Below are 13,812 nucleotides of genomic sequence, written 5' to 3'. Positions count from 1 at the left end.
AATGAAGATACGTGCGGCAGTGCTGCGGCAATCACCGGTTTCGGCACCATTTGCCGCCAGCCGACCGCTTTCTATAGAAGAACTCGATCTGCAGCCGCCGGGACGCGAGGAGATTCTCGTCCGCATCGGCGCCGCGGGGCTCTGCCATTCCGATCTCTCCGTCATCAATGGCGACCGGCCGCGGCCCGTGCCGATGGCGCTCGGACATGAGGCTGCCGGTACCGTCGAGGCCGTCGGTGACGGTGTCGCTGATCTTGTTCCGGGTGACCGGGTGGTCATGAGTTTCATGCCGAGCTGCGGCCACTGCCTTCCGTGTGCGGAGGGTCGTCCGGCGCTTTGTGTTCCGGGCGCGGCGGCCAACGGCAGCGGAACGCTTCTTTCCGGCGCGCGGCGGCTCGCATGCGAGGAGGTGCCGGTCAATCATCATCTCGGCGTCTCCGGCTTCGCCACGCACGCGGTCGTTTCCCGCCATTCGGCGATCAAGATCGACGCTGGCCTGCCGCTGACCGAGGCTGCACTTTTTGGATGTGCCGTGCTGACCGGAGTGGGCGCTGTCGTTAATACCTGCAAGGTGCAAGCGGGACAGACCGTTGCCGTTGTCGGGCTCGGTGGCGTCGGGCTTGCCGCCGTGCTCGGTGCACTGGCGGCCGGTGCCGGGCGCGTTGTCGCCGTCGATCTCGCGCCGGGCAAGCTGCAGACGGCACTCGCGCTTGGCGCGACGGATGCATTCCTTGCTGGCGATGCGGATATCGCGGAGCAGATCCGCGAGGCAACCGGTGGCGGCGTCGACCATGCGCTGGAGATGGCAGGCTCCGTCAAGGCGTTCGAGCTTGCCTACCGGATCACACGGCGGGGTGGGACCACGGCAACGGCCGGTCTCGCCAATCCGTCCAGCCAGATTTCCATACCGGCGGTCAGCCTGGTCGCCGAAGAGCGCCGCGTGCTCGGAAGCTATCTCGGCGGATGTGTGCCGAGCCGCGACATCCCGCGATACATAGGACTATACCGGCGCGGCCGGCTGCCGGTGGACAGACTGCTTTCCTCGACAGGGCCTCTGGAAGAGATCAACGAGGCCTTCGACTTGCTGCATGAAGGCAAGGTCATCCGGCATGTCATCGATTTCGGCTGAGGTTCAGACGTCCGGCCGGTCTTTGGGATCGAACTGCGCGATCGTGATCCAGTTCGCGGTGAGGGCGGGCTTCTTCTCGTTCTCGATTTCGATCGACACCTCGTAGGTGGTCATCAGCATGTTGGCGCCACGGAAGCGGGCGTCGGCGAGTACGAAATGGCCACGGACGCGGGTGCCGGATCTGACCGGCGTCATGAAGCGGACCTTATCGAACCCGTAATTGATGCCCATCGTCTGCTCGCGAATTTTGGGAAGGGCATTGTAATTCATCGCCGAAAGCAGCGAGAGCGTCAGGAATCCATGGGCGATCGTACCGCCGAAGGAGCTTTCGGCAGCGGCGCGGACGGGGTCGGTATGGATGAACTGGTGGTCGTTGGTGGCATGAGCAAAGGCGTCGATCATTGCCTGGTCGACAAGAATCCATTCCGAAAGTCCCGTCTTCGTGCCAATGAACCCACGGATTTCCGCGAGTGAAAGTTCCCTGACCATTGATTCCTCATGAGAAAGCGGCTGCGCAAGCCTTACAATGGGATTGTGACGATTGCGACAAGGAATTGCGGGCTGGAGCCCGGCGAATCAACTTTCGAGATAGAAAGCGACCGAGCGGCGCGGTACGATGGCCGAGCTCGCGGACTTCTTGGGCACATCGGGGGCGAGAAGCCGCCATGAGGACGGACCGGGCAACGCAAAGATTTCCTCGCCACCCGAGCGATTGAAAAGAACGGCCAGCCGTGCGGCATTGCCGCTTTGACGGTCGCGTGTCGAAAGCACCATTCCGAGCGTGGAAAAGTTCGGCGTCTCCCACTCCTGCACGCTCATCGGCTGGCCGGAGGGCGATATCCATTCGACATCGCCGTTGCCGGAGAGGAAGTCCAACTCGGTGAAGACGGAGAAGCGCTTGCGGAGGCCGGAGATGAATGCGGTGTGGGCGATGAGTTCGTCGTCGAGCGCCGCCCAGTCGACCCAGGTAATCTCATTGTCCTGGCAGTAAGCGTTGTTGTTGCCTCGCTGGGTGCGGGCGGCTTCGTCGCCCGCCGTCAGCATGATGCTGCCTCGGCTGGCAAAGAGTGTAGAAAGCAGCGCCTTCAAGTCGTCGCGGCGCCTGCGGATGATATCGGGGTAGCGGGTTTCACCCTCGACGCCGTTGTTCCACGAGTGGTTTTCGTTGTGGCCGTCCCGGTTTTCCTCGCCATTCGCCTCGTTGTGTTTGCCGCTGTATGAGACGAGGTCGTTTAGAGTGAAACCGTCGTGAGCGGCGAGGAAGTTGACGCTGCGGGTCGCCGCTCCGCCGTTGCGGGAGAAGATGTCGGAAGAGCCGGCAAGCGCGGTGGCAAGCGGGCCGGTCTTCCAATCGTCACCGCGCCAATAGCAGCGCACATCGTCGCGCACACGGTCATTCCATTCCAGGAAGGGTACGGGAAAGTTGCCGAGCTGATAGCCGCCCGGGCCTATATCCCAGGGTTCCGCGATCATGACACGGTCGGCGAGCACGTCATCTTTCAGCATCGCGGCAAGCATCTCGCCATGGGACTCGAAGCCATTTCCCGTGCGGCCGAGAACCGTCGCCAGATCAAAGCGGAAGCCGTCCACTCCGGCCCCCAGCACAAAATGGCGCAGGCTGTCGATGATGAGCTGGCGGATATAGGGATGATCGCAGGCGACCGTGTTACCCGTCCCGGTGTCGTTGACGAGTTCGCCCGAGCGGCCGGGGAGGTGGCGGTAGAATGAGAGATTGTCGAGGCCGCGCAGCGAGAGCGTCGCGCCGTAACGATCGCTCTCGCCGGTATGGTTGAAGACGAGGTCGAGGATGACGCCGATGCCTTCGGCACGAAGCGCAGCCACCGTGTCGCGCAGTTCGGCCATGCCGCCCGGGACGATGCGCGGATCGAGCGCCATGAAGGCAACGGGATTGTAGCCCCAACCGTTCGTGAGCCCGAGCTGCGGCAGGTGGCGCTCGTCGATCCAGGCGACGATCGGCATCAGTTCGACGGCGTCGACGCCGATGCGCTTGAGGTGAGCGATGACCGAAGGATGGGCAAGCGCGGCGACCGTGCCACGCTGTGCCTCGGGCACGTCCGGATGGAGGATCGTGAACGGCCTGACGCCGACTTCATAGATAAATCCGCCCGGCTTCAAGAGCGGCGCCCCTGGCGTCACTGTCTTGTCGCGGGTGACGATCGCCTTGGGCACCAGGCTCTGCGTATCTTCGCCGAAGGCGCCGAGACGCGGATCGTGGCCGAAAGGGCGGTCCAGCTCCTTGGCGTATGGGTCCACCAGGAGCTTGGACCGATCGAACCAGAGGCCATTGTCCGGATCATAGATACCATCGGCCCGAAGGCCGTAACGGGCACCTTCTTTCAAACCGTCGACAAAGAGCCGGTGTACAGGACCGTCTTCACGCGCCATCGGCAGCCGCGCGAGTTCCTTGTCACCGCTTTCATCGAAGAGGCAGAGCTGGATCTCGGCGGCGTTCCGCGACCAAACGGTGAATTCGACACCGCTTTCGAAGGTGATTGCGCCGCCCTGGATCCCGGTAACTGCCCGCATGCGTTTCAGGTGATCACGGAAGGCGCATCGCGGCCGGTGCGCCGGCGGATGTCTGCGATGCTTTCCGCAGCGGCGATCAGGTCAGCGAGCGCCTCTTGCGTCTCGATATTGTGCTGCGCCGAATCCGGCTCGTAGCGCTCGAGATAAACGCGCAACGTCGCGCCTGACGTTCCAGTGCCGGAGAGGCGGAACACAACGCGCGAGCCGCCACCGAAGAGGATGCGGATGCCTTGATGTTCGCTGACCGACCCGTCGACCGGATCGTGATAGGCGAAATCGTCAGCCTTTTCGATGGTCAGGCCGCCGAACGTCTTTCCGGGGAGCGAGGCGAGCTGGTCGCGCAGGTTCTGGATCAAGCCGTTTGCTGCGTCGGTGTCGAGGCCTTCGTAGTCATGGCGCGAATAGTAGTTGCGGCCGTAGGTCTGCCAATGCTGCGTAACGACGTCCTGGACGCTTTCGCCACGCACGGCAAGGATGTTCAGCCAGAGGAGCACGGCCCAGAGGCCGTCCTTCTCGCGGACATGATTGGAGCCGGTACCGGCGCTTTCCTCACCGCAGATCGTTGCCATGCCGGCATCGAGCAGGTTGCCGAAGAATTTCCAGCCGGTCGGCGTTTCGTACATCCCGATGCCACGTTTTTCCGCAACACGATCCGCAGCGCCACTCGTCGGCATCGAACGTGCGATGCCTGCAAGGCCGCCGGAATATCCGGGCGCGAGATTGGCGTTGGCCGCGAGGATCGCGAGGCTGTCGGATGGGGTGACGAAGATGCCGCGGCCAATGATGAGGTTGCGGTCGCCGTCACCGTCCGATGCGGCGCCGAAATCGGGCGCATCGTCGCCCATCATCTCATCATAGAGTTCCTTGCAGTGGACGGGATTCGGATCGGGGTGATGGCCCCCGAAATCCGGCAGCGGCATGAAGTTGCGCACCGAGCCGAGCGGCGCGCCGAGGCGGTTTTCAAAGATCTCCTTGGCATAGGGGCCGGTCACGGCACTCATCGCATCGAAGGCGATGCGGAAGCCGAGGCTGATCATGTTGCGGATGGCGCCGAAATCGAAGAGCTCGTCCATCAGAGCCGTGTAATCTTCGACCGAATCGATGACCGAAAGCATCATGCCACCCGGCAACTCTTCCTTGCCAATGCGATCGAGGTTCACGTCCGGGAAATCAGCGATCTTGTAGCTCTTGATCGTCTTGGTGCGGGCATAGATCGCGTCGGTGATCTTTTCCGGTGCGGGACCGCCGTTGTTGACGTTGTATTTGATGCCGAAATCTTCCGTCGGGCCGCCGGGATTGTGGCTGGCCGAGAGGATGATGCCGCCGAAGGCCTTGTATTTGCGGATGATGTGCGAGGCTGCCGGAGTAGACAGGATGCCGCCCTTGCCGACCATGACCTTTCCGAAGCCATTGGCGGCGGCCATCTTGATGGCCTTCTGGATGACTTCGCGGTTGTAATAGCGTCCATCGCCGCCGATGACGAGGCACTTGCCCTGGTAGCCTTCCAGCGAGTCGAAGATCGACTGAATGAAGTTCTCAGCATAGTTCGGCTGCTGGAAGACGGGGACCTTCTTCCTGAGACCGGATGTGCCGGGTTTCTGGTCCTGATAGGGCGTGGTGGATACAGATTTGATCATTTCTGTCACTTGCCTTTCGAGGCGAGACTTGAATAGAGGGCAGCGTAGCGCTCGGCGCTCTTCTCCCACGAGACATCCGATTTCATGCCCTGCTTTTGCAGCTGGGTCCAGACTTTTTGGTCCGCGAAAAGATGCAGCGCACGCCGGATTGCCTGCACCATACCCTCTGCGGTGACTGGAGAAAACTGAATTCCCGTTGCGACTTTCGCCGCAAGTGCGGCGTGATTGGCATCGATTACGGTATCATTGAGACCGCCAGTACGGGCCACGATGGGCACGCAACCGTAGCGCAGACCGTAAAGCTGGGTGAGTCCGCAAGGCTCGAAACGCGAAGGAATGACGATGGCGTCGCAACCGGCCTGCATCAGGTGCGACATCGGTTCGTTGTAACCGATCGAGACGCCGATACGGCCGGGGTGGCGGCTGGCCGCGGCAAGAAGCGAGCCCTCCAACGCAGGATCGCCGGACCCCAAAACCGCGAGCTTGCCGCCGAGGGCGACGATCTCATCGGCTGTGGCGGCGACCATGTCCATGCCCTTTTGCCAGGTGAGGCGGCTGATGATGCAGAAGATCGGTGCCCCATCATCATGCAGGTGAAAGAATTCGGCGACCGATTTGCGGTTCTCGCTGCGATTCTTCAGCGTCGTGCTGCCGTAGTGCGTGTGGACAACGGGATCGGTCGCCGGGTTCCACACATCGGCATCGATGCCGTTGACGATCCCGTGCAGAACGTCGCGGCGGCCGGAGATGACCCCTTCAAGACCCATGCCGAACTGATTTGTCAGGATCTCTTCCGCATAGGTGGGACTGACGGTGGTGATCGCATGCGCGGTCTGAAGCCCACCCTTCAGGAAGCTGAGATGGCCGTAATATTCGATAGTGTCGGTCGAAAAGGCATGCGGCGGCAAGCGCAGGCTCGGGAAGATCTCAGCGGCGAACTGGCCTTGGAAGGCCATGTTGTGGACCGTGAGAACGCTCGGCAGCTCCGGCGTCGGATAGTAACGCATGTAGAGCGGCGTCATGGCGGCTTGCCAATCATGGGCATGGACGAGGTCCGGGCGCCAGTCCGGCATCAGACCGGCGGCGATTTCGGCCGCCGCCAGCGACAGCGCTGCGAAGCGACGCCAGTTGTCAGGGTAATCCTTGCCCGTGTGGTCGAGATAGGGACCTCCCGGACGGTCGTAATAGGCAGGGGCGTCGAGCACGAGGATGTTGAGGCCCTCGTAATAGAATTCCAGCACCCTCGCAGGTTCGCCGAGCAGGTCAGTGAACTGCAGGCGAACGACGGGATCTTGAACAGCTTTCATGACGGCCGGGTAGCCGGGCATGAGGGTTTTCGATTCAATGCCGAACTGCTTGAGTGCGATTGGCAGGGCGCCGGCCACATCGGCAAGGCCCCCTGTCTTGATCAAAGGGAAGACTTCGGACGAAACCGAAAGAACTTTCATATGTCTAGAGATCCAATTTATCGATCATAGGCTGCGTTATCAGGCAAATACCGCTTTCAGTCCGGCGGAAGCGCTTGGCATCGAGTTTCGGGTCCTCGCCCACGACAAGACCCTCCGGAATGACGACTCCATGGTCGATCACGACGTTTTTCAGCTGGGCGCGCCGACCGATCTTTACGCTCGGCAGGACGACGGCTCCCTCCAGTTTGGAATAGGAGTTAGCGCGAACGCCGGTGAAAAGAAGGCTCTTGTGAAGCGTGGCGCCGGAGATGATGCAATCGCCAGCGATGACCGACGAGGTCGCCGAGCCGCGGCGATCTTCATCGTCATGCACGAACTTTGCCGGCGGCGAGATTTCCGCATAAGTCCAGATCGGCCAGGACTTGTCGTAGATATCGAGCTCTGGAACGATCGCGGTCAGATCGATATTCGCCTGCCAGTACGCTTCGATCGTCCCGACGTCACGCCAATAGGGCTCGCGTTCGAAATCGGAGCGAACGCAGGACTGCCCGAAGCGGTGGGCGACCGCCTTACCGTTCTTGACGATATAGGGAATGATGTCCTTGCCGAAATCCTTGCTGGAGTTGGGATCGGCGGCATCGCGCTGAAGCGCGTCGATCAGGAACTTCGTGTGGAAGACGTAAATCCCCATCGAGGCGAGCGCAAAGTCCGGTTTGTCCGGAATGCCGGGCGGGTCTGCAGGCTTTTCGACGAAATCGATGATCCGGTCCGTCTGGTCGACATGCATGACGCCGAAGCCCACGGCTTCCATGCGCGGCACTTCCAGGCAGCCGATCGTCACGTCCGCGCCGGAATCGACGTGCTGCTGCAGCATCCACTCGTAATCCATCTTATAGACGTGGTCGCCGGCCAGGATGACCATGTACTCGACGCCGTAGTCCTGGATGATATCGATATTCTGGTAAACCGCGTCGGCTGTGCCTTCGTACCATTGCGTCTCCGAGACGCGCTGGCTGGCCGGAAGGATGTCGAAGCTCTCGTTCCGCTCAGGGCGGAAGAAGTTCCAGCCGCGCTGCATGTGGCGGATCAGAGAGTGCGCCTTGTATTGCGTGGCGACACCGATACGGCGAATGCCGGAGTTCAGCGCGTTCGACAACGCGAAGTCGATGATGCGTGTCTTGCCGCCGAAATAAACGGCCGGTTTCGCACGCCGATCGGTGAGTTCCTTCAGGCGGCTCCCCCTGCCACCGGCCAGAACATAGGCCATTGCGTCGCGGGCAAGTGGCTGAACGCGTTTTTCTACCATTGTCTCTCCTCCCACCAGTTCTCAAGTCTCAGGTTCAAGCATGATCGTTGCCAGCGGCGGCAAGGTGATCGTAGCCCTTACGTCGCCGCCGGCATTGACGGCCTGCACGCGCCCCCCATTGCCCTTGCCGCTGCCGCCGTAGATATCGGCGTCGGTGTTCAGGATTTCCCGCCAGCGGCCTTCGAAGGGCAGGCGGATGGAATAGTTCTCGCGGTAGATCGGCGTGAAATTGGTGATGACGGCAACCGGCTTCTGGCCCGGCGCCTTGCGCAGCCATGCAAAGACGGAGTTCTCGTGATCGTCGGCAACCAGCCATTCGAAGCCGTCGCCCTCGCAGTCGCGGGCGTGCAGCGCTGGTTTGGAGCGGTAGGTGAGGTTGAGATCGCGCACCAGGCGGCGCATGCCTTCATGCATGCGGTATTGCAGCAGGTTCCAATCGAGCGACGTTGCCTCGCTCCATTCGCTCCATTGGGCGAATTCCTGGCCCATGAAGAGCAGCTTCTTACCCGGATAGCCCCACATGAAGGCATAGTAGGCGCGCAGGTTTGCGAATTTCTGCCAGTCGTCGCCGGGCATTTTGGCGATCAGCGAGCCTTTGCCGTGCACGACTTCATCGTGCGACAGCGGCAGAACAAAGTTTTCCGAATAGGCGTAGAGAAGGCCGAAGGTCAGTTCGTTGTGATGATGCCTGCGGTGCACCGGATCGCGCTTCATGTAGCTCAGCGTATCGTGCATGAAGCCCATGTTCCATTTGAAGCCGAAGCCGAGGCCCCCTTCATGTACCGGCTGCGAGACTTTCGGCCAGGAGGTTGATTCTTCAGCAATGGTCATGACACCCGGATGCTCCGCGTAGATGCGGGTATTCATGTCCTGAAGGAAGCGGACGGCCTCGAGATTCTCGTTGCCGCCATACTCGTTCGGGATCCACTCGCCATGGTTTCGCGAATAGTCGAGGTAGAGCATCGAGGCGACGGCATCGACGCGCAGGCCGTCGAGATGAAATTTCTCGGCCCAGTAAAGCGCATTGTTGACGAGATAGGATTGAACCTCGGTGCGACCGAAATTGTAGATCGCGGTGTTCCAGTCCGGATGGAAACCCTTGCGCGGGTCCTCATGCTCGTAAAGCGCAGTACCGTCGAACCAGCCAAGTCCGTGCTCATCGGTCGGAAAGTGTGCCGGCACCCAGTCGAGGATGACGCCGATACCGACTTTGTGGCAGCCATTGACGAAGCGGGCAAAACCTTCGGGCTCACCAAAACGGGCGGTCGGCGCATAGAGGCCGGTGGTCTGGTATCCCCAGGACGGATCGTAGGGATGTTCGGTGATCGGAAGGAACTCGATATGGGTGAAGCCCATGTCGACGCAATAGGGGATGAGGCTGTTGGCGAGCTCATCCCAGGAGAGGAACGAGCCATCCTGCCGGCGCTGCCATGAGCCGGCATGCACCTCATAGATCGAGATCGGCTGACGGCGCTTGTCGGTCTCGCTCCAATGCTTGAGGTGGGCCTCGTCCTGCCATTCCTGCAGCAGTTCGGGAGCTGCGACGGAGGCCGTCTTCGGGCGCAATTCGCTGCGCCGGGCAAATGGATCGGCCTTCAGTGGCAGGAGAACGCCATCGTGACCGCGTATCTCGAACTTGTAAGCAACGCCTGTCGGTACGTCGGGCGCGAAAATTTCCCAAATTCCGGCGCCGGCCCGGAAGCGCATCACATGGCGGCGGCCGTCCCAATTGTTGAAATCGCCGACGACGGATACGCGTTGGGCATTCGGCGCCCAGACGGCGAAATGAATGCCCTGCGCCCCTTCATGCTTGATCCAGTGCGCCCCCAACTTGTCGAAAAGCCGAAGATGGGAGCCCTCGCGAACGTAGTAGTCGTCCATCGGACCGAGGACAGGGCCGAAGCCGTAGGGGTCGGTTACAGCCCATTCCGCATCGCCGCGCCTGGCGCGGTAGCGCACCGGTTGTAGTTTCGTCAGCGATACCGGACCCGCAAAAAAGCCTTCGGGGTGGAGTTGTGTCAGTTCGCCGATGATGCTGCCGTCGAGTGTCAAGGCGGTGACTTCTTCGGCACCGGGAATGAAGCAGCGCGCGGCATAGCTCTCGCCTGCCTCGTGGATGCCCAGCACGGCAAACGGGTTTGCGTGCGAGCCTGCAAGGATTGCCGCTATCTCGTCTGCCGAAATTTCCCAGGGACGCTTTGCCTCACGGGCGGATTTCGGCGTCTTCATCCAGCTCTCCAGATTTCCTTGGCATACTGCCGGATCGCGCGGTCGGAGGAGAACCAGCCCATGCGCGCGGTATTGTTGATGGTCTTGGCATACCAGGAGGACGGCTCGGTCCAGAGCTGATCCACCTCTCGCTGGGCGGCGGCATAGGCATCGAAGTCGGCTGCGACCATGAACCAGTCGTGCGAATAAATACCATCGATCAGCTGGGCGTAGCGGTTGCGGTCATCCGGCGAGAAGACGCCTCCCGCGATCGCGGCCAGCGCCTGCGACAGCTCACGCGAGCTGTCAATGATCGCACGCGGATTGTGTCCGTCGCTGCGGATCTTGGCGACTTCATCGGCACGCAGGCCAAAGATGATGATGTTCTCCGCGCCGACATGGTCGCGCATTTCGACGTTCGCGCCGTCCAGGGTGCCGATCGTCAGCGCCCCGTTCAGAGCAAACTTCATGTTGCCGGTGCCCGAAGCTTCCATGCCGGCCGTCGAAATCTGTTCCGACAGATCAGCTGCAGGAACCATGACCTCGGCAAGCGAGACGTTGTAGTTGGGCACGAAGACCACCTTCAGGAGGCCGCGGACCGCCGGGTCGTTGTTGATTGTACGGGCTACGTCGTTGATGAGTTTGATGATGAGCTTGGCGTTGTGATAGCTCGGTGCCGCCTTGCCGGCGAAAAGCTTTACCCGTGGCACCCAGTCCAGTTCAGGATGCGAGCGGATCTGATCGTAGAGGGCCACCGCCTCGACAACGTTCAGCAGCTGGCGCTTGTACTCGTGAATGCGCTTGATCTGAATGTCGAACATTGCAGAAGGGTCGAGCTTCACGCCCATGCGGCTTGCGACAAGATTGGAGAGCGCCACCTTGTTCGCGCGTTTTACGGCAGCGAACTTCTCCTGGAAGCTTGGATCCGTGGCGAATTTTTCGAGAGGCTTGAGCTTCTCGGCATCGTCCAGGAATTCGTCGCCGATCGTTTCGCGGATAAGGCTGGTCAGGCCGGGGTTGCATTGCTGCAGCCAGCGGCGCGGCGTAATGCCGTTCGTCTTGTTGTTGATGCGGTCGGGATAAAGCTTGTGCAGGTCGGCAAAGACCGTGACCTTCATGAGTTCGGTATGCAAAGCGGAAACGCCATTGACCGAATGGGATCCGACAAAGGCGAGATTGCCCATGCGCACGCGGCGCTCGCCGCTTTCGTCGACCAGTGAGATCGCGCGGATTTCGGTATCGGAAAATTTCCTCTCCTTGCGGGCTTCCAGAAGAATCTTGGCATTGATCGCGTAGATCAGCTGCATATGACGCGGCAGCAGCCGCTCGAAGAGCGGAATGGGCCACGTCTCGAGAGCTTCCGGCAGCAGCGTGTGGTTGGTGTAAGAGATCGTGCGGCGGACGATGTCAAAGGCCTGCTCGAAGTCCATGCCATGGACATCGCAGAGCAGACGCGTCAGCTCGGCGACCGAGACGGCGGGATGCGTGTCGTTGAGCTGGATCGCCACCTTGTCCGGCAGCGAGGTGAAATCGTCATACTGCTGCAGGTGGCGGCGCAGGATGTCCTGAAGCGAAGCGGAGGAGAAGAAAAATTCCTGGCGAAGGCGCAGTTCCTGACCGGCCGGCGTGGCGTCTGCCGGATAGAGCACGCGGGTCAGGCTTTCCGCCTTGTTGCTCTCGCGCAGAGCGCCGATGTGGTCGCCGGCATTGAAGGCGTCCAGCAGGATCGGGTCGATCGGCTGCGCCGACCAGAGACGCAGCGTATTGACGCGCTTGCCGCGCCAGCCGACGGCCGGCGTATCGAAGGCGGCGGCGATGACGCGCTCTGCCGGCTTCCACACATAGCGCGGCTCGCCTTCTGTGCTGGTGGCCACGTCGACGGTGCCGCCGAAGCCTATCTCATAAGAGCTTTCGCGGCGTTCGAACTCCCAGGGATTGCCGTGGGCAAGCCAGTTTTCCGGCAGTTCCACCTGCCAACCATCGGCAAGCTGCTGGCGGAAGAGACCGTGGACATAGCGGATGCCGTAGCCATAGGCTGGCACGTCAACCGTCGCCATGCTTTCCATGAAACAGGCAGCGAGACGGCCGAGACCGCCGTTGCCAAGCGCGGCATCCGGCTCAAGCCCGGCGATGACGTTGATATCGACGCCCAACGAGGCAAGCGCATCGCGAACCTCCTCCATTAAGCCCATATTCGTGACGGCATCGCGCATCAGGCGGCCGATCAAGAATTCGAGCGACAAATAGTAAACGCGCTTAGCACCTGTCGCGTAGACGTTGCGGGTCGATTCCATCCATTTGTCGATGATGCGGTCGCGAACGACGAGAATAGTGGCCGTCAGCCAATCGTGCGGCTTGGCGACTTTTGCATCCTTGCCGATGCGGTACGTCAGGCGTTCGATGATCTCTTCGGCGAGGATTTCCGGCCGTGAACTGCGTGGAGCGGGGGAGGGGATGGTCGGCTTGGTAACGGTGTTCATCGTCATATCTCGCCAATTTGTCATTTCAATTCAGGACGTTACGCCCGATACTATCGATTTATCTACGCACGCCGGTCAGGGCAGTTTATGCACCGTTACGACGCACTTGCAACAAAGAGATTTAGACGGCGGAAAAATTTGCAGAACCTTCACATTTGCTGGCGTGAGGGAGTTGATTTCAATTGGTTTTCCCGCTCGGATGCGGGATCAGCGCTAAACGAAAAGCCGCTCCGGTTGGTTCCCGGAGCGGCTTATTTGTTTGATCGACAATTGCTTGGCGTCAGTGCGTCAAAAGCGTCATGGCCTTGGTCGCGGTCTGAGCAATGCTATCGAAGTCGTCAATCAGCTTTTGCATCGTCTCGGCCTCAAAATAATTGCTGGGTGACGAAGCGCAGTATTCGAGCAGGCTCTTGCCCTTTGCAGGCGCCATGAAGGCGACCGCAAAGATCGTTATTTTATTTTTTTCCTCTTTGGCAGCGTCGCAGGCATCACGGACGTTTTGGTCCTTTTCACTGTTCCACGTGCTGCTGTCGCCGGTCATTTCACCGTCGGTCATGAGCACGATGTAGCGGTCAACGTTTGCGTTGCCGTTCGCGGCGTGCGCTGTGCTTTCGGTGTCGCTACCGTCGTCGTTCTTCTTAATAGCTGCTGTCGATTGCTGCATCGGCTCTGTAGCGTCAGTGCCGCCATTTGCCGTCAGCGTGCTGACAAACTTCCGGCCGGTGGACGTGCCCCAGTTCATTGGGCTGATGCCGATGATTTTTTTATTTTTGTCGCGCGTGAGACCGTTATTATAGGACATGACGCCGGTGCGGACGAGAACGTGGGTGGGGTCGGCAGTGTCTAGCGCATCGAAGAGCTTACCTGCGGCTGTCTTCAAGGCTTGGATCTTGGTGACAGTTGAATACGTTTTGCAAATCTTGTTGCCTTCGCTGTCCAGCTTGTAGTTGCCGCTACCGTCCAGCTTGTAGACCGAGCAAGTGTAGTCTTTCATCGAACCCGACTGATCGAGATCGAGTTCCATGGAGAGCGCGCTCTTGGTGTTGGTTGTGCCGCTTGTCGTTGCGCTGTTGCTGGCGAGTGATACGGTCTTCTT

Annotated in this window: 9 protein-coding genes; 1 reads left to right on the top strand and 8 read right to left on the bottom strand. The window is 60.5% G+C overall.

Going from position 1 to position 13,812, the window contains the following annotated elements:
- Position 1: 1 nt before the first annotated feature.
- Positions 2-1,129, top strand: a complete 1,128-nt coding sequence (locus ACPYOJ_RS11320) for a zinc-dependent alcohol dehydrogenase family protein (RefSeq protein ID WP_481416342.1) — start codon at positions 2-4, stop codon at positions 1,127-1,129.
- A gap of 3 nt (positions 1,130-1,132) precedes the next feature.
- On the opposite strand, the gene ACPYOJ_RS11315 is transcribed toward ACPYOJ_RS11320, so the two are convergent.
- The 8 genes from ACPYOJ_RS11315 to ACPYOJ_RS11280 form a co-directional block, all read right to left on the bottom strand.
- Positions 1,133-1,618, bottom strand: a complete 486-nt coding sequence (locus ACPYOJ_RS11315; protein ID WP_481416341.1) for a MaoC family dehydratase — start codon at positions 1,616-1,618, stop codon at positions 1,133-1,135.
- Positions 1,619-1,705: 87 nt separating this feature from the next.
- Entirely contained in the window at positions 1,706-3,676 is a 1,971-nt protein-coding gene (gene glgX, locus ACPYOJ_RS11310) for a glycogen debranching protein GlgX (RefSeq protein WP_481416340.1), read from the bottom strand.
- 5 nt (positions 3,677-3,681) lie between these two features.
- Positions 3,682-5,313 carry an alpha-D-glucose phosphate-specific phosphoglucomutase gene (locus ACPYOJ_RS11305; RefSeq protein ID WP_481416339.1) on the bottom strand — a complete coding sequence of 544 codons (1,632 nt, stop codon included), beginning with the start codon at positions 5,311-5,313 and terminating at the stop codon, positions 3,682-3,684.
- 5 nt (positions 5,314-5,318) lie between these two features.
- Positions 5,319-6,761, bottom strand: coding sequence for a glycogen synthase GlgA (gene glgA / locus ACPYOJ_RS11300; protein ID WP_481416338.1), 1,443 nt, complete (start codon positions 6,759-6,761; stop codon positions 5,319-5,321).
- 4 nt (positions 6,762-6,765) lie between these two features.
- Entirely contained in the window at positions 6,766-8,028 is a 1,263-nt protein-coding gene (gene glgC / locus ACPYOJ_RS11295) for a glucose-1-phosphate adenylyltransferase (protein ID WP_168831446.1), read from the bottom strand.
- Positions 8,029-8,049: 21 nt separating this feature from the next.
- Positions 8,050-10,257, bottom strand: a complete 2,208-nt coding sequence (gene glgB, locus ACPYOJ_RS11290) for a 1,4-alpha-glucan branching protein GlgB (protein ID WP_481416337.1) — start codon at positions 10,255-10,257, stop codon at positions 8,050-8,052.
- A complete protein-coding gene (locus ACPYOJ_RS11285) occupies positions 10,254-12,716 on the bottom strand; it encodes a glycogen/starch/alpha-glucan phosphorylase (RefSeq protein ID WP_168831448.1) in 2,463 nt (820 codons plus the stop codon). Before ACPYOJ_RS11285 ends, glgB begins: the two co-directional genes overlap by 4 nt.
- A 280-nt stretch (positions 12,717-12,996) precedes the next feature.
- On the bottom strand, positions 12,997-13,812 hold an 816-nt coding region (locus tag ACPYOJ_RS11280), incomplete at its 5' end, for a VWA domain-containing protein (RefSeq protein ID WP_481416336.1).

The sequence above is a fragment of the Rhizobium sp. SVR5-9E genome, assembly GCF_056755095.1.
Note: the sequence above shows the minus strand (reverse complement) of the source record. Positions and strands in the feature narration are given on the sequence as shown.